Consider the following 25,114-nt stretch of genomic DNA (forward strand, 5'->3'; position numbering starts at 1 on the left):
GCAAATTTAATAAATTGCCACAGAAATTAGTAAGTTAATGAGTAATGAATTGCTTATATTGCGTATTCTTAAGTAAATTCTGGCGCAAATATGTATGTAATTCTTTAGGTCACGTTGGGAGAACGATGCCAAACGCATATTCCCGCGCCAATCAGGCGCATTCAGATGACAACAACGCCATTCGACTGCAGAAGCTGCTTGCTGAAGCGGGATTTGGTTCAAGACGCAAGTGTGAAGAGATTATTCTTGACGGGCGTGTTGAAGTAGACGACGAATTGGTTACAACACTTGGTACTCGAGTAGATCCAAAACGTCAAAAAGTGCGCGTTGATGGATCTCGCGTAAAGTTCAACACAAAGCTAGTAACGCTCGCATTGCATAAGCCTAAGCGAGTTCTTAGCGCAATGGACGATCCAAAAGGTCGCTTTACTTTAAGAGATATTGTTGGAGACAAGTACGAGCGAATTTTCCACATGGGACGCTTGGATTACGATTCTGAAGGTCTTATTTTAATGACCAACGATGGCGAGCTAAGCCAGCACGTAATGCACCCAAAGTATGAGGTTGAGAAAACTTATATTGCAACTGTTGAAGGCAAAATCAACGGTATGGTTTGCCGCCGCTTGGTTTCACAAGGTGTAAATCTTGAAGATGGTTGGATTAAGCTCGACCGTTGCGCAATAATCGATCAGAATCACGACACAACCATGGTAAAAGTTGTGTTGCATTCTGGCAGAAATCGTATTGTTCGCAGGATTTTTGGAGCCGTAGGATACCCTGTAAAGCGTCTTGTTCGTACGCAAATTGGCCCTATTAAATTGGGTGACTTAAAAGCTGGATCGTATCGCGTGCTTTCTCAAACAGAAGTGCGCTCGCTTTCTAAGGAGGTTGGCCTGTGATTTGTGTAGCAATTGATGGACCAGCAGGAGTAGGTAAGTCTTCTACTTCTCGTGCTTTAGCGCAATACTATGGTTTTGCGTATTTAGATACGGGTGCAATGTATAGAGCTGCTGCTTGGTGGTGCTTGAAACAAGGTATTGATTTAAGCACGCAACTTGAATTGGATGAAGAAGGAAATCCTGTAAATCCAGCGGATGCTGAACGTTTTAATCAAATTATTGAAGCTGTTGGAGCCTTATTTACTGAAAGTGACGCTGACTTTAGTGTTGATCCTAAGAATCCTGTAGTGACTGTTGAAGGTGAGGATATTAGCGAAGAATTGCGTTCCAGCGAAGTTTCTTCGCATGTGTCTACTGTATCTTCGATTCCTGCAGTTCGCCGTATGCTTATTGCTGCTCAGCGTGCGTATATTGCTTCAGAGTCAGATGAAGATTCTTTCTCTAAAGGTGAGGGAATAGTTGCAGAAGGACGCGATATTACTACTGTTGTTGCTCCTAATGCTCAAGTTCGAGTGCTTCTTACTGCACGCGAAGAAGTGCGTCAAGCTCGCAGAAACAAGCAGAATATTGCGCAAGAAAATTTGCAAAATAATGAATCTAAAAATAATGAATCTGAAGAAGACGATATTCGCGCTCGTGATGCTAAAGATGCTAAAGTTACGCATTTTCTTCAAGCAGCAGACGGTGTTACAACGCTCGATAATTCTGATTTGACTTTTGAGCAGACTCTCGATGCTCTTGTTGAAATGGTTGACGCTGCAATTGAGCAGGATGAGTATGACCGTTATGCGGCTAATCTTGAAGGCTACGATCTTGACGATGAAGATCGTGCGCTTCTTCGAGGCGACGAAGTAAGTCAAGACGATGCAAAAGACTCTAAAGCTGTTGGAGTAATCGCCATTATAGGTCGACCAAACGTTGGAAAATCAACGCTTGTAAATCGTATTTTGGGTCATCGTGTAGCTGTTGTAGAAGATACTCCAGGTGTTACGAGAGATCGCGTAAGCTACGACGCTGAGTGGGCTGGAACCAACTTCAAGCTTGTTGACACTGGCGGCTGGGAAGCAGATGTTGAAGGTATTGATTCTTCTATTGCTCAACAAGCGCAAGTAGCAGTGCGTTTAAGCGATGCTGTGATTTTCCTAGTAGATGGTCAAGTTGGTTTAACAGCTACAGACGAGCGTATTGTTTCAATGCTTCGCGCTGCAGGTAAGCCTATTACTCTGGCAGTTAACAAGGTTGACGATGCTAGAAGCGAGTATTTGACTGCAGAGTTTTGGAAGCTCGGAATGGGTGAGCCTTACGGAATTTCTGCAATGCACGGCAGAGGCGTTGGAGATTTGCTTGATGCAGCGCTCAATTCTTTGAAGAAAGCGAATAAAACTTCAGGATTCTTAACTCCAGAAGGACTTCGCAGAGTTGCTTTAGTAGGTCGTCCAAACGTTGGTAAGTCTTCGCTTTTGAATCATTTAGCTCATGAAGAGCGATCTGTTGTAAACGATTTGGCTGGAACTACTCGTGACCCTGTTGATGAGGTTGTGCGAGTTGACGGCGAGGATTGGCTGTTTATTGACACTGCTGGTATTAAGCGCAGGCAGCACAAGCTTACGGGTGCTGAATACTATTCTTCACTTCGTACGCAAGCTGCGATTGAACGCTCGGAACTTGCTTTGATTCTTTTCGATTCTTCCCAGCCGATTGCAGAGCAGGATTTGAAAGTTATGAGCCAGGCTGTAGACGCGGGTCGAGCAATCGTACTTGTGTTTAACAAATGGGACTTGATGGACGAATTTTCCAGACAGCGCATGGAACGCTTATGGAAAACTGAGTTTGAGCGCGTAACTTGGGCTGAGCGCGTAAATCTTTCCGCAAAAACAGGATGGCATACGAATCGTCTTGCGCGCGCTATGCGAACAGCTTTAGACAGCTGGGATAAGCGCATTCCTACAGGCAAGCTCAACGCTTTCTTAGGGCGTATTCAGTCTGCTCATCCGCATCCTTTGCGAGGCGGAAAGCAAGCGAGAATCTTGTTTGCTACGCAAGCTTCTACGCGCCCACCGCGTTTTGTAATATTCACAACTGGCTTCTTAGAGCACGGATACCGTCGCTTTATTGAGCGTTCTCTTCGAGAAGAGTTTGGATTCGAGGGAACTCCTATTCAAATCTCTGTAAAAGTACGAGATAAGAAGAAGCGCAAGTAAAGCGCAAATAAAGCGTGATTAAGTCAAAGTAAGTTAGGGTTAAGTAAAGTAGGAGCGTATATGGCTGGTTTGGGCGAGTTAGCTTTCGATTTGCATCATGCTAGCGAAGATGAGATTTTTCAAGCATTTGTTGATTGGGTTAAAGATAACAAACATGTAGATTTGTGGCCGCATCAAGAAGAATCCGTTATGGATTTGCTTGCAGGAGACCACGTCATTTTAAACACTCCAACAGGTTCTGGAAAGTCGCTTGTCGCGCTCGGTATGCATTTCGCGGCGCTCGCCACCGGCAGACGCTCCTACTATACTGCGCCAATTAAAGCTCTTGTATCCGAAAAATTCTTCGATTTAGTAGCTATTTTTGGACGTGACAACGTTGGTATGATTACAGGCGACTCGCATATTAATGCAGATGCTCCAATAATCTGCTGCACGGCGGAAATCTTAGCAAATCAAGCTCTGCGTGAAGGCGCAAACGCTGAAGTCGATTGCGTTGCAATGGACGAATTTCACTACTATGGAGATCCAGAGCGCGGATGGGCTTGGCAAGTTCCGCTACTTACACTTCCAAATACGCAATTCTTACTTATGAGCGCAACTCTTGGAGACGTAACGGATATTGCGGAACGCTTAGAAAAATCAACAAAAAGAAACGTCGATATTATTGCAGACGCTCCAAGACCAATCCCGCTCGAATACGAGTACACAGATAAGCCGCTTGCAACAACTGTAGAACTCTTATTTAACAAGGGTTTAACGCCAATTTACGTAGTTCATTTTTCGCAAGACGCAGCTCTTGAAACAGCGCAAGCGCTCGCAAGTACTGGAGTTTCAAGCAAAGAGCAGCGAGACAAAATTGCTCAAGCCATTAAAGGTACTAAATTCACTACAGGTTTCGGCAAAATTTTGCAAAGGCTACTGCGCACTGGTGTAGGCGTACATCATGCTGGCATGCTTCCGCGCTACCGTAGGCTTGTCGAACAGCTCGCTCAGCTTGGACTTCTACCAGTTATTTGCGGCACAGACACTCTCGGCGTTGGCATTAATGTGCCAATTCACTCGGTTGTGCTTACAGCTCTTACAAAATTTGATGGGAATCGTAGTAGAAAGCTTCGCGCTCGCGAGTTTCACCAAATTGCAGGACGTGCAGGCAGAATGGGATTCGATACTGAGGGCTTAGTAGTTGCAGAGGCTCCAGAGTTCGAGATTGAGAATGCGCGCGCTGTTGCAAAAGCTGGAAATGATCCTAAAAAGCTTAAAAAAGTTAAGCGTAAGAAAGCTCCAGAAGGCTTTGTTGTTTGGGGCGAGCCAACGTTTACTAAGCTTATTGAAAGCGCTCCCGAAACTTTGAATCCTCACATGGTTGTAACGCATTCAATGATTTTGAACGAAGTTACGCAAGGTGGGGATGCTAGAGCGCGCGTTGAAAAACTTATTGAAGATAGTGCACAAAGGCCACAAGATAAAGAAAAATTACTTGAGCGTTGCGACGATATTTTCCAAACTTTGCTCGATACTCAAGTTATTGAATGCAGAGAGCGCGTTGACGGTTCTTGTGATTATGATCTTGATGTTGCTATGCCAGACGGTTTTGCGCTAGATCAGCCGCTTTCTCCATTCTTACTCGCAGCTTTGGAACTTCTAGACCCAGAATCTCCAAGCTATGCGCTTGACGTAATTTCCATGGTTGAAGCAACTCTGGATGATCCTAAGCCTGTTCTTCGTGCTCAAGAGCGCAAAGCACGCGATGCTGCAATGGCTGGTATGAAGGACGATGGCATTGACTATGAGGAGCGCATGGAACGCTTAGCTGAAGTTAGCTATCCTAAGCCTCTTGAAGACTTACTAGCTCCTGCTTTTGCGCAATATCGCAAGGATGTGCCGTGGGCGAACGACTACTGGATTAAGCCTAAATCTGTGCTTCGAGACATGGTTGAAACAGCATCTGATTTTACTGGATACATTTCTCGTTATGGCATTGCTAGAAGTGAGGGAACGCTTCTTCGTTACCTTTCGGACGCTTACCGTTCTCTTGCGCGCACTGTGCCTGAAGATATGCTTAACGAAGAATTGCGTGATATTATTTCGTGGCTTCGTCTTGTTGTGCGCTCTATTGATTCAAGTCTTGTTGACGAGTGGGAGAGTGCTGGAGGATCGGATGCTGAAGCTAGCGCTGTAACTACGGCTGCGCCTTCAACTTCTGAGTCTGTAGTTGAGGATCGTCGTGGACTTATTGTGTTGATTAGAAACGCAATGTTTCGTCGCGTGCAGCTTATGGATTTGGAAGATGCGGATACTTTAGGAGAGCTTGACAAAGCTTGGGGTTATGGCGTTCACGAGTGGAATGATGTGCTTGACGACTATTACGATGAGCACGAGTATGTTGGAATAGATGCTAAGGCTCGAAGTGGCGACTTGTTTATTTTGGATGATTCGCTTGAGAAAAGTGAACATTCGTGGAAAGTTCGGCAGATTATTGACGATTCAGACGGGGATCATAATTGGGCTATTACTGGCGTTGTCGATTTAGATACAACTCAAGATGAAGGCGAAGTTGTGTTCTTCGATTACCAAGTTTCGCACGTGTGATTTTTAAAAATGTGTTAACAGAATACGAAATGCAAGACGCAAAATGCAATCGAACGTTTGTTCTATATGTAGTGTAAGCTGGTATTTATGGAGCAGGATTTATTTGCAGCAAGTAGCGCGCCGAGTGATGTAACTCGTCCGTTGGCAGTGCGTATGCGCCCGAGCAGTATTGAAGACGTGCTAGGGCAGTTGCATGCTCTAAAAGAAGGTTCGCCTTTGTGCAGGCTTGCAAATCCGCAATCTAAAGGTTCTCTTACTGCTCCAAGTTCTGTTGTGTTGTTTGGTCCTCCGGGAGTTGGCAAAACTACGCTCGCTCATATTGTTGCTCGTCAGTCTGGTCGCGTGTTTGAAGAACTTTCTGCTGTAACTTCTGGAGTTAAAGACGTTCGAGCTGTGTTAGATCGAGCACATGAGCGTTTAGTTAGTAATGGTCAAGAAACAGTTTTATTTATTGACGAAGTTCACCGTTTTTCTAAATCTCAGCAGGATGCTTTGCTTCCAAGCGTTGAAAATCGCGACGTAACTTTTATTGGAGCTACTACCGAAAACCCAAGCTTTTCAATTATTAAGCCGCTACTTAGTAGATCAGTAGTTGTTAAACTTGAGTCACTTAGCGTTGAAGATTTGCATACTCTTATAGAACGTGCGCTAACTAGCGAAAATGGTCTTAATAATCAGCTTAAAATCGACGATGACGCAATAGATTCTATTATTCGCTTAAGCGGGGGGGACGCTCGCAAAACTCTCACTATTTTAGAGGCGGCTGCAGGGGCAGTAACAGGAGATGTTGCGTTGCAGCATGGCAAAAAGAAGCCTGTAATTACTGCTGATATTGTTTCTAACGTAATGGATACTACTACAGTTCGTTACGACAAAGACGGCGACGATCATTACGATGTGATTTCTGCTTTTATTAAGTCGATGCGCGGAAGTGATGTTGACGCTTCTTTGCATTATTTAGCGCGAATGCTTAGAGCTGGGGAAGATCCGCGTTTTATTGCAAGGCGAATTATGATTGCTGCTGCAGAAGAAGTTGGTATGGCAGCTCCACAAATTTTGCAAGTAACTGTTGCAGCAGCTCAAGCAGTTGCTTTAATAGGCATGCCGGAAGCGCGCATTATTCTTTCTGAAGCTGTGATTGCTGTAGCAACCGCTCCTAAATCAAACGCAAGCTACAATGCTATTAATCAGGCTCTGCAAGATGTTGATGCTGGAAATATTGGTCAAGTTCCTCTTCATTTGCGTAACGCTCCAACTGCTTTGATGAAAAGTTGGGGAAACCATGACGGGTACAAGTATGCTCACGATTATCCGGGTGCTGTAGCATCCCAACAGTACATGCCAGATGAGCTGGTTGGTCGCGAATACTATCAGCCGTCGAATCGCGGCTACGAGCACGAGATTTCGCAACGTTTATCTCAAATCCGTGCCATTCTTCATGAATCTAACAAATAAATAAGTGCTGTGTTTGTTATTGCATCTTTGTGTTTATCAGACAGTGTAACTAGAATCGCGTATAGATATTTCACTTAAGAGGGATTTGCTGTGTTAAAAACTCGGTAAGTGCGAGCACAGTTAAGAGAGGGAATTATGGCATTTTGTGAAAATTGTGGAAATAAACTAGAGCAGAATAGTAAGTTTTGTGATTCATGTGGCAATGTTGTTGCAAATTATTCAGATGTTGCGAATGAAAATTATAATGTGCCACCTGTAAAAGAAACTTATACTCAGCCTGGGTATATTGCAAAAAGTAGTAGCGAGAAATCTTTTACTAAATCAAAGCAATTTAAACTACTGATTGCTTCAATTGTTGCTGTAGTACTTGTTATTGCTGCTGCGGTTGCGTTTATGGTATTTTATTTACCTTCACAAAGTAGTCATACTGTTCTTATTCCTAAAGCTAGTGCATTAAAAAGTGCGCCATTGCAAAAAACTGTAGACGATCTACGTAAGCAGGGTGTGAAAGTTATTATTGTTAAAGAGTTTTCTTCTGTTAAACGTGGTGGTTTTGTTCGTTTTACTAATGTTCGTCCTGGTCAACGTGTGCAAAGTTCATCGCATGTTACTGTTATAGAATCTAAAGGTCCTGGAATTCCTAAAAAGGGAGTAGTAGGTCAGCCTCTCGAAAAAGCTAAGAAAATAGCTGAATCTATGGGTGTTCCTGTTGAAACATACAATATTATTTCTACTAATACTGGAAAAGTTATTGCAACTGACCCGATGCCAGGCTTCTCAGTTTCGAGCGGAAGTAGTAATGATGGCGTGATTCGTATTGCTGTTGGAGTTAAAGACAAAGGTATTCCTGCAGACTTGTTCGGCATGGATAAAGACGAAGCAGTAAATAAGTTGCGAGATTTAGGATTGAAAGATGTTTCATTGCACCCGCATTTCTCGTCAGAAAAGAATCTTGGTAAGATTATTTCTTCTAAACCTGCTTTAGGCACAAAGTTTTCTGGTGGGCATGTTGACTTGTACTACGGTGTTGACGCTTCTGAAACCAAAAATGTAATGACAAAAGAAAGCGATAGCGACGATAAGTCACTCTGGGCAACGAATACCAATCCTGTAATTGGCACTTGGTGTACTAATGATGGTGACTGTATAGATTTTCAGCCATATTATTATCCGCAAAAACATCCAATGTTTACATTTTTGCGGTTGCCAAATGACCCTGTATATCCTGAAGATTCTCATTTCTATGAGTATCTAACTCTGGGTAATGGTGCTCATGATCCTGGTGGGGTAATTTTTTATAAGGATAATGATAAGAATAAAGACAGTCAGATGAAGAATCATTTGATTGTTGGAGACACTGGCGCCTTTGAACTTTATCGTGGAATGGGATTGCCATATTGTGGTGAAACAGCTAATGACAATATTGGCAATATGTGTGTTAATGGTAAGTGGGTTGACGCGTTTGAACCTCCTGAAGACATTAAACAATATGGAAGTCCTGATAAAATTCCTGGCTATTGGAAAGACTCTTCGTTTAGAATGCGCGACTTCTTCCTTGTAGTTCCAGTTCATGCAAATCTTAATAAGATTGAATCTTCTGGCTATTTTGAAGGAAAAGGCAATAAAAAGCCAGATACTACAAGACCGTTTATTTTACGCAGAAATCCGAAACTGTATTCTAAAACAACTGTTGATGCTGAGCCTTACAAAGGTGCAATAGAAGATAACCCGTTCGTGCCAACAGTTAAGCACAAGGCTGTTCCATTTAAGCCTGCTCCAGACGATAGTGTTGCATACTACTTGGTTGAAAAGCCTTTCGACTGGAGTAAGCTTCCTGAACGTGACTAAACTGCATTACATGCATCAAGCGAAGTGATATTCATTTAAAAATGAAATTTATTCGCGCAAATAAAATGCTCCATGATTGCAAAACTACTGAGACAGTTCAACACTCATGGAGCATTTAATCTATGTAATTATGTGTATTTACATACTTCATAGGAACAGAAAGTTTTGCGATGATATATTAATGTATATTACGGAATAATATGCATAGCATCAAAAGCTTCCGGAGTTCCTGAAAGATCTTCATCCCAACAACAATATCTAGAATCTTTAATAGCTATGGTAAATTTATCCCCAGTTTTTGCGTATTTTGAAAAATAAGCATCTAATTTAGAATTATCTTCTTCAGAATTTCCTTGAAGTATTAAACCTCTTGCTACAGAGGAACCTGGAGCTGAAAAACCACTTTCTGTTCCATGAAAATTAGTAACAATAAGAAGACGTTTAGTGAAAATAAATTCATTTTCACTAGATATTGTACCGTCGAAAACCTGATAACCTTTTTCTCGCCATTTCAGCACTTCTGCTTCATGCTGACGCTCTTTAGAAGTTAATTTAGTTATATTAATTAACTTATTAATTTCGCTAAGATCATCAGATTCCAAATAATTTGGCGCAGTTACTTTACCTAACTCATTACTACCTTTAGTTAGATTTGTGTCGATAGGATATTCAACTAAATAAGTTTTTTAACAAAATCATTATTTTGCAGTTTATATATTGTTTTTTTCCATGGGAAATGAGGATCTTCCGACCAGTTATGGATCTCAGAATAACCGCCATCTGGTACTTTATTTTCAAGGAAAACAATACCATCATGATTTTTGTCAAAAAACATAGTTCCAAAATTAGTGCCATAACTAAGTATGGTTGAGGGAATGACTAACTTTTTCCCATCATATGAAAATAACCGAGCTGATATTGGCCGATCATTTTCACAAGTCTCACCATTTTGTGCTGGCGAACAATTTGGATCTACAACTTTCGCAGCAGTTACAATCAACTCAGGAATTTTGTCATTGTTAACATCCCAAAGCGAATAATAATATTTATCTGCATCACCAAATTTATACTTGCCGTTGAGATTAGTTAGTACGTCTTTATAAGCGCGGCCAGCTTGAGAACGAATGTCATCTGCATTGCGAGTATGCGGTTTTGTGATAGTGCTTATGGCACTACTGGCAACATGTTGCAGTGAAAAACCGCTATTTTGTGCAGTGTCGGCAACAAAGCAAACATACACAACCCATGTTGTAAGCCAGCATATAAGTACAACAGTCGATACGCAATAATACAGAAAATCACTATTCTTTTTCATGCCCAGCATCTCTACTTTCACAAAGTTGCAATTGTTTAATCGTATTTTGGCAAAACCTACGTTTTATGTGTAACTCATTCACCGTAATTGGAAGAAACGTCTTTCATTAAACCTGCCATGAGTGAGCCGTTGTCTATTTTGGAAAGATTATTAGCATTTCCAACAATCATAACGTCACCAGCACTAGTTGGGAAAATCATTACAGAACATGGGTCGCTAACAATAAAAATATGATTGTCGTCATTCATGTCGAATGGGTTGCCGTTTTTATAAAGAATATTTTCTAATTTTTTATGATTTGCGTCAGAAGAAGGAAACTCATCAAGTACGCATGATGCGGCTTGTTGAAAATTGTCACCAGTTCCAACTTTTATAATCGCATTATCTCCTCCGAGAGCGTAGCTGCGTTTTATTGGTAAATGGCACTTTTCGCTAATAGCGTTAAGATCTGGTTTTATATTAAGTAAGTGGCGCAATCCGCTAAAAGAAGGATTGTGCTGAACGCAATAGCACAAACCAGCTAATATAGCGACAACAACGAATCCCCAAAAATAACTTTTAGCTTTACTCATAATAAACCTCCATCTCAAGCATGATACAAAATAAGCATCGCTGACTCAGTTTTCGAATCAATCAATCTCTCTTAAGCGAAATTCTTACATGCAATTCTATCTATATGCGCTGATAAGAAAACATGCAAAAATTATGCGTATTTTTGGCTTGATTACGTAATTTATATAGCTTCTCATAAGCAAAATGGACCTCTCAAATTAGAGAAGCCCATTCGTATACGATTTAAACGGCGTGTTAATCTAAATCATTATTCACGCACAAGCATAATGTGGTCAACGCTGTCTAATGGAGATACGCGGAACAAAACAAAACGATTGCCAATTACTTGCACGACTTCGGCGCCGAGCTTTTGAGCAAGTGCATCAGCAGCTTCTTTAGCGCTTAATCCGGAACCATCTTGCACAGAGCACTTCATGAGCTCGTGGTACTGCATGGTTTCGTCTGCTTGCTTCACAGCTGCATCAGTAATATCGTTCTTGCCAACGTATAAAAGTGGGCTAAGCGTATTAGCGAGCGCGCGGAGCTGCTTAATCTGCTTTTTTGTCAATGCCATAAGGCGTCCTTTCAAATGCAAGTTTTATAACGCAAATATTACATAAATTACATAGTGCTTAACGGATTATACAGTATATTGCGAATTGTTGTATGTGATAATGCAAATTTATTTATTCCGTATTTATTGCGCTTGCTGCAAAGGGTGAAATATTTTCAAAATTTTTTATTACAAAGGTAGCATTTTGCACACAATAATCGCGCTTACAACACCAAGAGTAACTACTGATAGCAGCACATCTTTTATACGCATTTTCCATGAGTGCAAGTGAGTTCTTTCAGCTCCAGGCGTGTAACAGCGTGCATCTAATGCGAGCGCAAGAGTGTCAGCATGGCGAATTACTCCTGCAAAACCTGGCACTATTAAAGCTGTTATAGCGTGTACTCGTTGCTTAAAAGAACCATCTCGAATGCTACTTCCTCGAGCGATTTGCGCTAGTGCCACAGAGTGCGCTTCTGCACTGAGTGTTGGTAAGAACCGTAGCGCTAGGCTCATAATAAGTGCTATTTCTTGCGTTGGTATTCCAATATGTCGAAGTGGTGATAGTAATCGTGTGCAAGATTCGTTAAGCGTTGTCTGACTCATTGTTAGCACTAGAACTGCTCCAATGATAATAACAAGCGAGAATCGTGTTGCAAAAAGTATTGCATAATTAATTCCATCAGTTGTAATAGGAATAGTTGCAATATTTGCTAGCACTGTACCAGTTCGCACTGCCAGAATGTTAAGTAATCCAGAGAAAACAAATATTGCAATAATCATGTGCAGTGAAGCAATAAGCTTAACAAATGGTATTTTTGCAGCAACAGTTAGAGTAAATGTTACAAAAGCAAGAATAGCTAACTGTATGTAGTTAGTAATACTAAAAGCACTTAGCATAAGAATAAAGCATGATAGCAGCGTCGCGCGTGGGTCAAAAGATTGAAGTAGCGAAGTTGTTTTTGCTTTTGCGGAACTTTCTTTGTTTTTGGTATTTTCAATATTTTTTGCTGTGCTGCATTCTTTATTGCTTGCTTTATTCCTTGTTTTCAATGTTACTAATCTTGCGCCTAAATCTTCTACTTCTTGAAGATTATGCGTAATAAGTATTATGGTTACGCCTTGATTGTGTAGCATTCCAAGAATTTCTCGAATACGTAACGCAGCTTCAAAATCTAATCCAGCTGTTGGCTCATCCAGTACGAGCACGCGTGGCTTGCAAGCTAAAACGCCAGCTATTGCAACAAGACGCTGCTGACCTCCAGAAAGCGCAAAAGGTGATTTTTCAGCCAAATTCTCAAGGCTCAATAAGCGTAGGGTTTCATCCACACGTTCTTTAAGAGCATTGCCTTTCAGCCCAAAATTTTTTGGCCCATACGAAACATCGTTCCGTACTGTATCAGCAAAAAGCTGTTGTTCTGGCAGTTGCATAACGTAGCCAATTGTTTGATGTAGCTTTTGCCGTATTATTTTAGATGTTTTACCTCTAACAGATATACCATGCACTGTTATGTTTCCTGAATTGGCTTTTAACAATCCACACATTGTTTTAACAAGAGTTGATTTACCGCAGCCGTTTTCGCCCATTATTGCAACTGTTTCGCCACTTTTAACAGTGAGTGAATAATCGTCAATAACAGCTGGAGAAGTTTTATCATATTTAACAGTTAGTCCGGAAATTTCTACAGCGATATCTGACTCATTTTCTTTGAATCTGCTATCTGTTAAGTTTTTGTTCTTGCTGATTTTAGTTAAATGATTATTAGCCAACTCAATATTAGAAAAGTAAGTTTTTAAACCATTAAAGCTTACTTCTTTCAGTATGCCATTTTTTAGTAGAAGTATGCGATTTGCTCGTTTGCATTCCTCAAAATTGTGTGTAATTTGAACAATAGTAGTGCCATTTTTATGCAAATTATCGAATAAAGCATCAACGTCTTTGCGAGCGAACGAGTCGAGCATAGAAGTAGGTTCGTCAAGAACAAGCAGTTTAGAATTCATAGCAATAGCGCTTGCTAAAGCTACTCGTTGCTGCTGTCCGCCGCTCATAGTGCTAGGGTCATCGTAACGCTTATCTTCCATGTGAACAGTTTTTAAAGCTTCGCTGATACTCTTATACATTGTTTTTCGAGGGAATTGCAAATTTTCTAGTCCGAAAGCAACATCTTCTTCAGTAATTGTTGTAATAATCTGGTCTTCAGGACTTTGGAAAAGTGCACCAATATATTTTCGTGCATTTTTATATGATTCAGCACAAGCAGTAGTATTTTCAAAAACTTTTTCACCGCATAATGTAACGTAACCGCTATCTGGTGCCGTTAAACCTGCAATAATTTTTGCCAAGGTTGACTTACCAGAACCGTTTTAATCCCACAATTGCCACGCGCTCGCCAGCATTAATTGTAAGACTTAAATTATTAAGCGTCCAAGTTTTTCCATCATCGTAGCTAAAGCAAATATTTCGCAACACTACTTGCGCATTGTTTTCAATCATGTGCTTTTTAGCTTCGTTCATGCTACTACTTGTGCTGATATTATGCATAATTATGCCGCTTAGAATTATTATTTATTTTCGTGTAGCAGGTTGGAAATTGGTTTGTAAATAAGCATAGTTACTACAACGTGAAGTGCAAGTTTAATAATATTAAACGGTAGCAGTGCTGGAATAATAAGAGCCACAACCTGTGAAACAGTCATGTGAGCATAAAGTGGCGTAATAACAAGATTTCCAGCTATTGCAAGAGCAATAGCAATAATTGATCCTGCCAAAAGTCCGATTATTGCGCCTTTTCTGGTATGCATTTTTTTGTAAATTAATGCCGCTGTGACGCTAGCTCCTAAAGATACTAGCACTGCCATAACTGTGCCTAGTGGATTGGTAAATAAGTGCGGTGCGAAACCTAGTATGCTTACTATTGCTGCAGCTGCAGGACCATATGCGAATCCTGCAACTAGGCATACTATTCCTGAAGGATCATATTTTAAATACGACAAGTCTGGAATAAGTGGAAATTCTATGAAACTTACAGCCATTGAAAGTGCCACGAATAGAGCGTATTTTGCTATTTTTTCGCTAGACCAGTTAGAGTTCTTTGCATAAGTTTGGTGATTATTTGTATTAGAAATGCCCATGATGGGTCTCCGTTTCTTTCATCCGGACTGTAACCGTTGGCTTCGGAATTTAACCGAATCAGCAGCTTGTAAGCCGCTCGCGGGCTTCAAAAACGCATGAAATACGTATTTTGTTACCGCCAGTAAGGATTTTCACCTTCCCTGAAACTAACTATTCTTTTGTATCTCATGCTAAGAACATTGTTGTGATAATTGTGTGGCGAGGGTAGGTGCGAGAATACAAGTATGAGCAATACGAGTGCATCAAAAAAAATTACTACTAATAACGCAACTAGCATTGATAAATTAGCTATTGTTGTTGTCACTTATAAGCGTCAAGAGCTTTTGGAGAATTTATTCCATTCGTTTGAATGTTTAAAAGAATGCCCTTGGCGTATTGTCGTTGTTGACAATGAGTGCAGTGACAAAACCGGCGAAATGGTTGCTCGTCTTGAAGCTTCTTTAACTAATCGTTGGGGTAAAGCTCAAAAAGATTGTGAAGGCAATGAACTTCATGTTGTGTATGCTCCTCAAGATGAAAATCTTGGTGGTGCTGGCGGTTTTAGTGCTGGTGTTAAAAAAGCTTATGAACTTGGAGCTAAGTGGTTCTGGGTTATGGATGACGATGTTGAAACAGTGCCTGAATCTATTGAGCGTCTTGCTCCTTGGACTAAGCGTCATGCTGTTGTTCAAGGAAGTCGTTTAGATTATGACGGTGGTAAATTCTACTGGCAGTACGATTTTTTGGTTCCGCTTGGTATTCCAAATCCTATTGCGCCTGCTGCTTTCGGCAGAGCTGGATACAAAGTTATGAATACGATGTGTTTTGAGGGCGGTTTGATTCGTCGAGATATAGTTGAAAAAATCGGCTTCCCGGATTCGCGCTACTTTATTTACTGGGATGATACTACTTACGGGTATCTTGCGAGTAAGGTTACGAATCCTATTGTTGTTCCGGATATTATTCTTCGTCGCACTCGTGATATTCCTAATTGGGATATTGCAGGAGTGCGTCAGCTAAATTCAACATCGGACATGAATCGTTATCATATTATGCGAAATAGAGGCTTTATGGCTCGCTACTTTATGGTTCATGGCGATTTTCGTCCGTTTATGTTTGCGCTTGGAACTGCTTTAACAGCTGCTAAAGAGCTTATTCGTTTGATAGCTGTCGATCGTGAGCATATTATTTCGGGTATTAGTAAATTGTTTACCGGTTGGATTGATTCTCGAAAAATTTTGCACGATCAAGACTGGAAACCTATGCCTTCGTTGAAGTAGAAGTTAGTAAACAGTAAGCGTGTCGTATCAAATATACGATAGAATACTGGTAATTGTCCATACAGCACACATTCAGAGGGGAGTGTTAGTGAAATGATTGACACTGCACAAGCATTTGGCGTCGATATTGGTGGATCCGGTATTAAGGCTGCTCCAGTAAATTTGGAAAAGGGAGAGTTCGCAGAACCTCGATACAAAATTCTCACTCCTACGGTTTCTACGCCTCAAGCAGTTGCAGATATTGTTCGTCAGCAGCTTGAACATTTTGAAGTACCTGCAGATGTTCCTGTTGGAATTGCATTCCCTGCTCCAATTAAGCCTGGTAAGAAGCTCGATTTTATGGCAAATCTTGACCAGTCTTGGATTGGTGTTGATGTTACTGAAGTCTTTAGCGAGGCTTGTGGTCGTCCTGTAACAGTAGTTAACGATGCCGATGCTGCTGGTTTAGCTGAGCAGCGTTTTGGTGCGGCGAAAGACAAGGATGGCTTGGTTATTGCTACTACTCTTGGCACTGGTATCGGCACGGCTTTGATTTACAACGGTGTGCTTATTCCAAACACTGAGCTTGGTCATATTCAGCTTGAAAAAGGTAAGGGCGATGCTGAAAAGTACGCTGCTTCTTCTGTTCGTGAAAAGTTGGATATGGGCTATAAGAAGTGGGCTAAGCGTTTGACTAAGTACTACGGCCTGATGGAAAAGTATTTCAACCCAGATTTGTTTGTTGTCGGTGGCGGTGTTAGCCGCGTAAGCGAAAAGTTCTTGCCGCATATCGATATTAAAACTCCTATTGTTGTTGCAACATTGCATAATGAGGCTGGAATTATTGGTGCAGCTTACTATGCAATGCAAAAGATGCAGCAAAACTAAAAAATAACTAAATATTATTTGTTATCTATTGAGCTGGGTGAGCAGTTTATGCTGCAGCCCAGCTTTTGTTATGCCAAGTGTTAGGGTAGTTTCGTGCGATTTTCTTCTAGAATAGATGTGAGTGAGCCAAATCCTATTATTTTAGCTCAGCGAAAAGCTATTTTTAATGGTGTAAAGCTTACTAAATTAAACGATTCCAATCCAACGTCTCACGGCTTAGCGCCTAAATGTTTAAGTGGACGTTACACGGCAGACCCTAGGGGTCCTAAGGAAATTCGCGATATTCTTTCAAACTTTATCAATAAGCGAGATAACCGCACTGAAAAGTCTGTTCCATCAAAGCTTAATCCAGATCAGCTTTATGTGCTTTCTTCAACTTCTCAAGCTTACGCATGGCTTATGATGCTTTTATGTGATGCAGGGGATGCCGTTATGGGACCGACTCCTGGATATCCTCTTATAGAGTCTATTGCGCGCTTGCAATGCGTGAATGCAATACCGTATCCTTTGCACTATGATGGTTCTTGGACTATTGATATTGCGCGTGTTAGAGAACTTTTAGAAGATGTGTCTTTGCGTATTAAAGCTCTTGTGCTTATTAATCCAAATAATCCTACAGGCTCATATGTCAAGCCTGAAGAACGTGGAATACTATTGCAATTATGTCGTGATAATGGTGTTGCGATTATTGCAGACGAAGTATTTTATGAATATTCGCTTGAACCTTTTGCTGGAAATGCTCGTCTTGCTGGAGAATCTTCTACTTTAGTTTTTGCGCTTGATGGATTCTCCAAAATGCTTGCTGCTCCTCACGCAAAAGTTGGTTGGATTGAAGTTTCAGGTCCTAAAGATGATGTTTATGAAGCACAAAAAAGGCTTGACGTTATAGCGGATGATTTTTTGCCTATTGGTAATACTGTTTCTGAGCGAATACCAGAATTATTGCAATATGCATCTTCTCAAAGCGCTATTGTACGAAATCGTATTATTAATAATCTGCATACGCTTCGAGAAACGTTGGCATCTACACCTAAATGCTGTGTTAGCGCGTTGCGTGCGGAGGGCGGATGGAATATTTTATTGCGTGTACCATCTTGCATTGACGATGATGTATTAGCTTTGAGATTGATGAAAGATTATAATTTAGTTTCTCAACCTGGATATTATTTCGATATGCCAGTTAATGGGTATTTAGCATTGTCATTATTGCCAGAGCCGCAACAGTTTATTAGCGGATTGCATGCGCTTCTTCGAACTGTAGATGCATTGTTAGAAGAATAGTAATTATATAAATAATTATTTAAAACAATGTCATCCAACTTCTAAACGCGAACCATAAGTTTGGATTAAAACGAAGCGTGCTGTCTTCACGTCCTGTAACAAACCAACTGAGTACAGCGATAGCAATAGAAGCAAATAGCAATACTGCTACAAGTAAGCGTATTGTGTAAGCAATAGTTTTTTTATGTAAAGAATTTTCTGATTGCAAAGTGGATGCATATTCTAAAATCAAGCTAATTCCAATTGCGGCAGCTATAGCAAAAGACCACGCAAAATCAGCAATATATCTCCATCCGATACCAGCTTTTAAGCTGTCAAAAACAATAAGAACAAGCCCAACTATTATAGCTATTACGCTTGTTTGCCAAGCAATATGCGTGCGGCAGCGTTTTTTCATAATAAATACGCATATTATGCCAACTAATGCCAATGGTGAAAGTGTAAACATTCCGCCAATCATAGGCTCTGCATATTGCCAACGGTCAAATGCAATAGGCTGAATACCAATCCAAGGAAAAGTTGGAATAAAACGCAAAGGTAGCGCAATATAGCTGAAAATAGACGGCAAAATATTTTGTGACGGCAAACGCATAGTCGTCATGTCAGTAATAGTTATTTGATACTCATTGCCAAAATTTAACGGTGAGCCAAAGCGCAAAAGATTATAAATGCCAAATGGAATTGCAGTAATTACGCATGGCAGTATCCAAGCTGCAAAATATTTAAAAGGCTTATGCCATGAAGAAACTTGTTTCCAGTTGCGCAAAATATTTGGTAAATCTTTTTCTATATGCGAATAAATTGCAGGAAGTGCAAAAAGAACAGCTATAGAAAAAGTAGGTCTACATCCTAAATTTAATGCAATAAAGAAAGAGCCTAAAACAATATTTAGCAAAGAGTGTGTTTTATTAAAACCTAGGTAGCACCACAATCCAAGAGATGTGAAGAAAAGTGAGGCTGCCATAGGTACGGAATAAAATGACGTTCTAAACCACAAATACACTGTATTTGAAGTAATGAAGAATAAAGCAAGAACGATGGATGTCGTTCCTAAAGATACTTTTTTTGAAGTCTGCTCAATAATTCGAATAACCAATAGGGAACCTGCGATAAGAAAACCAATTAAGAATATTATCGTAGCTACTGTTGTTGGAAGCATAGAGCCTTCAGGAGTCCATAGTCTTGAAATAATGCGATAAGGCAAAAATAGCAATATTGCTGGAAGAACTCCGAAGTAGGAATACCAGTGACCTTTGTAGTATGCGTAATCCCAATACATATGTTGTACTGAGTGGTTTAACAAATTATTTCTAGCCGTAGGATCGTAAGGATTTTGCAAGTGTTCTAACTCATTAGGAACAGGAAGATTTAAATGCACTTGACCTTTTAACAATGCGTCTGCAGTGTGAGCATATTGATCAAAATCATATGCATAATTACCGTTTGTGTAAAAATGCATAGGAGTTGCGTTTCGTAAATTCCAAAAAATAGTTATTAACCCAACAGCAATAAATGGAAGAAGAGAAGCAGCAAAGCAGCAACGTTGAATAAGACTATGAGTGTTGAGTTTGATTTTCCAAAGCTTGGACCAAGGATTCCAAAGCGTAACAAGAAATGCAAAAATAGCAAGTATTAATACGCGACCCCATGACCACCTAAAAGGCACTCGAACGTTTGCTCTTGAGTCTTCAATATTCAATATTGATCCTATTGGATGTTGCAGCCACACTCTAACAATGCAAGATTTTCCTACTGCTTGTTTTGGAAGTTTAAGCAAAGATGGGTTTAGAGAAGCAGTGTTTGTGCTTTGAGGTTTGCTTAAGTATTTGTTTGCTTCAACTAAAACATTGATGTTTGAAATAAGATTATTATTTTTGCTTTTCTTTTTAATAATCGCAGGCTCTAAGCGAATATAAGGCGAACTTCCATCGGATGTTACTTCTAAATATGCTTCTGAAGGATCCGTTATAAGAATGCCGCCGGAAGCTAAGCGTCTAATTCCAGAACCTATATCGTTGTGTGCAGAAATGCTATCTGTGCTTCCTGTAACACTGCTCCAAAATGGCAGATTTCCAATAGAACATTCAAATAAGGTTATAAGAATTATTACGATGAATGGTATTCGCAAAAAATGTAGCGTACGTTTTATGCAATGTTTGTCAATTTGATTGCTTATACGACTGTTGTCACTATTTGCCGTATTTGGCAAAGTCTTAGACGCGTACGTTGAAATCACTGCTTAACCATTCTATTGCACAATTCAAGTAATTCAGTTCAACATTTTACTCTTCGGCAACTAAATCGAGATATTCGTCATTCCACAAATCTTCGTCGCCATCAGGCATGAGTAGCACTCGCTCAGGTTGTAAGGCTTGGACTGCACCCTCATCGTGTGTAACAAGAACAATTGCTCCCTCATACTTTGCAATAGCTTTAAGTATTTCATCTCGAGATGCTGGGTCTAAGTTGTTAGTAGGTTCGTCTAGTAGTAGCACATTGGCCTTGGAAGTGACTAGTGTTGCAAGTGCTAGACGCGTTTTTTCGCCACCTGAAAGCACTCTTGCAGGCTTCATTGCGTCGTCGCCGGAAAACAGGAAGCTGCCAAGCATAGAACGTGCTTGCGTGTCATCCAGGTTTGGTGCAACATGCTGAAGGTTTTCCAAAACTGTAGAATCCAAGTCTAATGTATCGTGTTCCTGTGCAAAATAACCGATTTTGCATCCGTGTCCGTATTGAACTTCACCAGTATCTGCTGTTTCTTCTCCTGCCAAAATGCGTAATGTTGTTGTTTTTCCAGCACCGTTATAGCCTAGAATGACAACGCGTGAACCTTTGTCTATAGCAAGATTAATTCCAGCGAAAACAATATTAGAACCATACGCTTTGGAAATATCTTTTGCCATAATTGGAGTTTTTCCGCATGCAGCTGGTTCTGGAAAACGAATATCTGCAACTTTTTCTTGTTTTTGAGCTTCACTTGTTTCGCTTAATAGGCGTTCAGCTCTTCGCATCATGTTTTGAGCAGCAACTGCTTTTGTAGCTTTAGCATGCAAGCGAATGCCTTGTTTCATAAGGCGTTCAGCTTTCTTTTCTGCAACTTCTCGTTCGCGACGACGTCTTTCTTCGTCTACTACGCGCTGATGCAAGTATGCTTTCCAACCCATTGAGTACATGTCTATTTTTGCAAGTTGCGCATCTAAATGCCATACTTTGTTGACTACTTCGTCTAGTAATTCTGTGGAGTGAGAAATTACTAGGAATCCGCCTTCAAATCGTTTAAGATAATTGCGCAACCATATTATTGAGTCTGCGTCTAAGTGGTTTGTAGGCTCATCGAGAATTAATGTATCTGCGTCAGAAAACAGAATTCTAGCAAGTTCTATGCGGCGACGTTGACCACCTGAAAGTGTTCCTAAAGCTTGTTGCATAACTTCTTGTGGAAGTCCCAAGCTTGTTGCCATCGATATTGCTTCAGATTGCACTGAATAACCGCCTGCTTTTTCAAAATCTTGCATTGCTTTGTCGTAGCGGTTCATAGCTTTAGTCATTATGTCTGGATCTGGATCTGTCATTTCTTTTTCCGCTTTGCGAATACGCGAAACGATAGAAGCAATATCTCGAGCACTCATAATGCGATCTATAACACTTTGCTCTGGGTCTGCTGCGTGCGTGTCTTGAGGTAAGTAGCCTAAACCTCCACTAACTCTAACCGAGCCTCCTGCTGGCAGCATGTCTCCTGTAATAACGCGAGTAAGCGTAGTTTTGCCTGCGCCGTTTCTGCCGACTAAACCGATCTTATCTCCCTTTGTGACGTGAAAATCGGTAGGATTTAACAGCGTTCGCGCACCAATCTGAATGGTTAAAGCTTGTGCGTCAATAGGCATAATGTCTGTTCCGTTCCCCAAAATTTAGGCTGTTAGTATTTATTACTTATAAAAGTCATAACCAAACTCACCATTATACTGCTTACTGGTAACGAATACAGCATGTGGTTGATAGTCAAATACTTTACTTTTTCGAACACTTGTTCTATAATTTTCTTGTTAGTAATAAAATTGGGTATTGGTTGGGAATATTCAAGTGATTATGGGGAAGTGTGGAGGTAATTGTGTCAAAACAGGCGAATGAACAAAATGACTCGTTGCAAGAATTGCTTGATAATGCTCCTATGAGCGCTAACAACGGTACTTTTATAGCTGATTTATCTAGTATTCCTTCTGAATGGAAAATAACTATCCAGGGTGCTAGAGAGCATAATCTAAAAAATGTAAGTTTATCGATTCCTAGGAATCGTATGGTTGTTTTTACTGGTCTTTCTGGATCTGGTAAGTCCTCGCTTGCGTTTGATACGCTTTTTGCAGAAGGTCAGCGACGCTATGTTGAGTCGCTTAGTGCTTATGCTCGCCAATTTTTAGGACGTATGGATAAGCCTGATGTTGATTTTATTGAGGGCCTAAGTCCTGCTGTTTCTATTGATCAAAAAACTACGAATCGTAATCCTCGTTCTACTGTTGGAACTATTACAGAAATATATGATTATTTGCGATTATTGTTTGCTAGGATTGGTGTGCCTCACTGTCCTGAATGTGGTCAAATAGTAAGCTCTCAAACTCCTCAGCAAATGACTGATTCGTTGCTTGCTATGCCAGAACGTACGAGGTTACAAATTCTTGCTCCAGTAGTTCGTGGTCGTAAAGGAGAATTTAAAGACACGCTTGAGCTTTTGCGCTCAGATGGTTATGCTCGTGCGATTATTGACGGACAAATGCATGAGCTTTCTGAAGATATTACTCTTACTAAACAGAAGAAACATACAATTGAAGTAGTAGTAGATCGTTTAGTTATTAAAGATGGCATTCGTGTTCGATTAACTGATTCGATTGAAACAGCATTAAAACTATCTAAGGGAGTAGTAATTGCTGATTTTGTTGACGAACCAGAAGACTCACAAACGCGTCGTAAATCATTTTCGGAGCATCGCGCATGCCCAAATAATCATCAATTAGAGCTTGATGAGATTGAGCCTAGAACATTTTCATTCAATGCTCCTTATGGTGCTTGCTCTGAATGTTCTGGCATTGGATACAATCTCGAAATTGATCCTGAACTTGTTATCCCAGACCCAGACAAATCTCTTGCGCAGGGAGCTATTGAGCCGTGGGCAATGAATAAGTCAGCTGGAATGTATTATCAGCACATACTTTCAGGACTTGCTAAAGATTTGCATTTTGATATGAATACTCCGTGGAAGGATCTAGCGGAAGACGTTAAACATGACATCATGTATGGTCATGATTTCACAGTTCAAGTTTCCTACACAAATAGGTGGGGGCGTCAGCGTGAATATTCTACTGGCTTTGAAGGTGTAGTTCGTACGCTTATGCGCAAACATGACGAAACTGATTCTGATCAAATGCGTCAATATTATGAGTCGTATATGCGTGAAGTTCCATGCCAAAAATGTAATGGAAAGCGTTTACGTCCAGAAGTTCTTGCAGTTACAGTATCTAATACTTCCATAGCTGAAGTTTGCGATATGCCAGTAGAGCGAAGTCTAGCATGGGTAAATGCTTTGCATTTGGATGGTTCTCAAGCAGTAATTGCAACAGAAATATTAAAAGAGATTCGTGCTCGACTTGGTTTTTTGAACGATGTGGGTTTAAGCTATCTCACTCTTTCAAGAGCTGCAAAAACTTTGTCTGGTGGAGAGGCTCAACGTATTCGTTTAGCTACTCAAATTGGATCAGGTTTAGTTGGTGTTATGTACGTGCTTGATGAGCCGTCTATTGGATTGCATCAAAGAGATAATGAGCGTTTGATTGCAACATTGCATCATCTGCGAAATCTTGGTAATACGCTTATTGTTGTCGAGCATGATGAAGATACTATTCGTCAGTCCGATTGGCTTGTTGATATTGGTCCAGAAGCTGGCGAGCATGGAGGAGAAGTAGTATATTCAGGTCCGTCTGATGGAATTATTAAAGCTCAGCGTTCAATTACTGGAGATTATATTGCTCACAGACGCTCAATAGATGTGCCAAAACAACGTCGTAGTGTAGACGAAAATCGTATGCTCCATATAATTAATGCCCATGAGCATAATTTAAAAAATATTGATGTAAGCATACCTTTGGGAGTATTCACATGCATAACGGGTGTATCTGGATCTGGTAAATCAACACTTATAAACTCAATTTTATATCCTGTTCTTGCAGACAAACTAAATGGTGCTCGAATTGTTCCAGGAAAGCACAAACGTATTGATGGTATTGAGCTTTGTGACAAAGTAGTGCATGTCGATCAGAATCCTATAGGAAGAACTCCTCGTTCTAATCCAGCAACTTACACTGGTGTTTGGGATAAAATACGTTCATTGTTTGCTCAGACTCCAGAAGCAAAAGTTCGTGGCTATGGTCCTGGTCGCTTCTCGTTTAATGTTAAAGGAGGCAGATGTGAAGCATGTCATGGCGACGGTACTTTAAAAATAGAAATGAACTTTTTGCCTGACGTATACGTAGAGTGTGAAGTTTGTCATGGTAAACGTTATAACCGTGAAACTTTGGAAGTTACATATAACGGAAAGTCTGTTGCAGATGTTCTTAATATGCCTATTTGTGAAGCTGCAATATTTTTCAAAGCATATCCTTCTATTTCTCGATATTTAGATACTTTAGTAAAAGTTGGCTTGGGCTATATTCGTCTTGGTCAAAGCGCAACAACGCTTTCTGGCGGTGAGTCTCAACGAGTAAAGCTTGCTACAGAGCTGCAGAGAAGATCTACTGGTAAAACAGTTTATATTCTTGATGAACCTACTACTGGACTGCATTTTGAAGATGTTAGGAAACTTCTAGCGGTTTTGCAATCTCTTGTAGATAAAGGCAACAGTGTTATTGTAATTGAACATAATCTTGATGTTGTGAAATCTGCAGATTGGATTATTGATTTAGGTCCAGAAGGAGGAGATAAAGGCGGAACCTTAGTTGCAGAAGGTAGTCCTGAGAGCGTAGCGCGTAATGGCGAGAGTTGGACAGGTAAATTCCTTAAGCAAATGTTACATTAAGCGTTCAAAAAAGTTACCGATCTGTAATTTGCTGAACTGAGAAATTTACTCGACAAATCTTATGAATAGTTGCATAAATCTTGTTTAGGAAAGGAGGTGAAA

Annotated in this window: 16 protein-coding genes, 1 pseudogene and 1 riboswitch; of the genes and pseudogenes, 9 read left to right on the forward strand and 8 right to left on the reverse strand. The window is 40.5% G+C overall.

Annotated elements, in window-relative coordinates:
* Positions 1-125: 125 nt before the first annotated feature.
* The 5 genes from HXT29_RS01655 (at position 126) to HXT29_RS01675 (ending at position 8,992) form a co-directional block, all read left to right on the forward strand.
* Positions 126-899: a pseudouridine synthase gene (locus tag HXT29_RS01655; protein ID WP_101886054.1), complete on the forward strand. Its 774-nt coding sequence runs from the start codon at positions 126-128 to the stop codon at positions 897-899.
* On the forward strand, positions 896-3,100 hold the full coding sequence (gene der, locus HXT29_RS01660; RefSeq protein ID WP_101886053.1) for a bifunctional cytidylate kinase/GTPase Der: 2,205 nt from the start codon (positions 896-898) through the stop codon (positions 3,098-3,100). The genes HXT29_RS01655 and der overlap by 4 nt, the downstream gene beginning before the upstream one ends.
* A gap of 60 nt (positions 3,101-3,160) precedes the next feature.
* Positions 3,161-5,689, forward strand: a complete 2,529-nt coding sequence (locus HXT29_RS01665; RefSeq protein WP_174163884.1) for a DUF3516 domain-containing protein — start codon at positions 3,161-3,163, stop codon at positions 5,687-5,689.
* Between the two features lie 87 nt (positions 5,690-5,776).
* A complete protein-coding gene (locus tag HXT29_RS01670; protein WP_422118416.1) occupies positions 5,777-7,144 on the forward strand; it encodes a replication-associated recombination protein A in 1,368 nt (455 codons plus the stop codon).
* A 135-nt stretch (positions 7,145-7,279) separates the two neighbouring features.
* Complete coding sequence (locus HXT29_RS01675) at positions 7,280-8,992, forward strand: PASTA domain-containing protein (RefSeq protein WP_410299654.1); 1,713 nt, start codon at positions 7,280-7,282, stop codon at positions 8,990-8,992.
* Between the two features lie 188 nt (positions 8,993-9,180).
* On the opposite strand, the gene HXT29_RS01680 is transcribed toward HXT29_RS01675, so the two are convergent.
* The 6 genes and pseudogenes from HXT29_RS01680 to HXT29_RS01705 all read right to left on the reverse strand — a co-directional run bounded on the left by HXT29_RS01680 (position 9,181) and on the right by HXT29_RS01705 (position 14,544).
* Positions 9,181-9,594 carry a hypothetical protein gene (locus HXT29_RS01680; protein WP_422118417.1) on the reverse strand — a complete coding sequence of 138 codons (414 nt, stop codon included), beginning with the start codon at positions 9,592-9,594 and terminating at the stop codon, positions 9,181-9,183.
* Between the two features lie 71 nt (positions 9,595-9,665).
* The gene (locus tag HXT29_RS01685) at positions 9,666-10,307 is read right to left on the reverse strand and encodes a hypothetical protein (RefSeq protein WP_422118418.1); all 642 of its coding nucleotides are present in this window, start codon (positions 10,305-10,307) and stop codon (positions 9,666-9,668) included.
* Positions 10,308-10,381: 74 nt separating this feature from the next.
* On the reverse strand, positions 10,382-10,879 hold the full coding sequence (locus tag HXT29_RS01690; protein ID WP_422118419.1) for a hypothetical protein: 498 nt from the start codon (positions 10,877-10,879) through the stop codon (positions 10,382-10,384).
* 248 nt (positions 10,880-11,127) lie between these two features.
* The gene (locus HXT29_RS01695; protein WP_012914205.1) at positions 11,128-11,433 is read right to left on the reverse strand and encodes a YhbY family RNA-binding protein; all 306 of its coding nucleotides are present in this window, start codon (positions 11,431-11,433) and stop codon (positions 11,128-11,130) included.
* A gap of 168 nt (positions 11,434-11,601) precedes the next feature.
* Positions 11,602-13,927 (reverse strand): annotated as a pseudogene (locus HXT29_RS01700) (energy-coupling factor transporter ATPase).
* A 47-nt stretch (positions 13,928-13,974) separates the two neighbouring features.
* A complete protein-coding gene (locus tag HXT29_RS01705; protein WP_004574293.1) occupies positions 13,975-14,544 on the reverse strand; it encodes an ECF transporter S component in 570 nt (189 codons plus the stop codon).
* A gap of 6 nt (positions 14,545-14,550) precedes the next feature.
* Positions 14,551-14,697, reverse strand: a riboswitch (FMN riboswitch).
* 72 nt (positions 14,698-14,769) lie between these two features.
* On the opposite strand from HXT29_RS01705, the gene HXT29_RS01710 reads away from it, so the two are divergent.
* The 3 genes from HXT29_RS01710 to HXT29_RS01720 all read left to right on the forward strand — a co-directional run bounded on the left by HXT29_RS01710 (position 14,770) and on the right by HXT29_RS01720 (position 17,952).
* A complete protein-coding gene (locus HXT29_RS01710; RefSeq protein WP_004574291.1) occupies positions 14,770-15,804 on the forward strand; it encodes a glycosyltransferase family 2 protein in 1,035 nt (344 codons plus the stop codon).
* Positions 15,805-15,897: 93 nt separating this feature from the next.
* On the forward strand, positions 15,898-16,671 hold the full coding sequence (ppgK, locus tag HXT29_RS01715; protein ID WP_004574289.1) for a polyphosphate--glucose phosphotransferase: 774 nt from the start codon (positions 15,898-15,900) through the stop codon (positions 16,669-16,671).
* Between the two features lie 93 nt (positions 16,672-16,764).
* Complete coding sequence (locus tag HXT29_RS01720; RefSeq protein WP_116442730.1) at positions 16,765-17,952, forward strand: pyridoxal phosphate-dependent aminotransferase; 1,188 nt, start codon at positions 16,765-16,767, stop codon at positions 17,950-17,952.
* A 19-nt stretch (positions 17,953-17,971) separates the two neighbouring features.
* Here HXT29_RS01720 and HXT29_RS01725 read toward each other — a convergent pair whose 3' ends face one another.
* Both HXT29_RS01725 and HXT29_RS01730 read right to left on the reverse strand, forming a co-directional pair.
* Complete coding sequence (locus tag HXT29_RS01725; protein WP_422118420.1) at positions 17,972-20,188, reverse strand: beta-carotene 15,15'-monooxygenase; 2,217 nt, start codon at positions 20,186-20,188, stop codon at positions 17,972-17,974.
* A gap of 46 nt (positions 20,189-20,234) precedes the next feature.
* Positions 20,235-21,836, reverse strand: a complete 1,602-nt coding sequence (locus HXT29_RS01730) for an ABC-F family ATP-binding cassette domain-containing protein (protein WP_012914200.1) — start codon at positions 21,834-21,836, stop codon at positions 20,235-20,237.
* A 284-nt stretch (positions 21,837-22,120) separates the two neighbouring features.
* Here HXT29_RS01730 and uvrA point away from each other — a divergent pair, with 284 nt between their 5' ends.
* Positions 22,121-25,012 carry an excinuclease ABC subunit UvrA gene (gene uvrA, locus HXT29_RS01735; protein ID WP_223293644.1) on the forward strand — a complete coding sequence of 964 codons (2,892 nt, stop codon included), beginning with the start codon at positions 22,121-22,123 and terminating at the stop codon, positions 25,010-25,012.
* The last annotated feature ends 102 nt before the right edge of the window (positions 25,013-25,114 follow it).

Origin of the sequence: Gardnerella sp. DNF00550, assembly GCF_049262685.1 — a bacterium.
In the GTDB taxonomy this organism is placed as follows: Bacteria; Actinomycetota; Actinomycetes; order Actinomycetales; family Bifidobacteriaceae; genus Bifidobacterium; species Bifidobacterium leopoldii.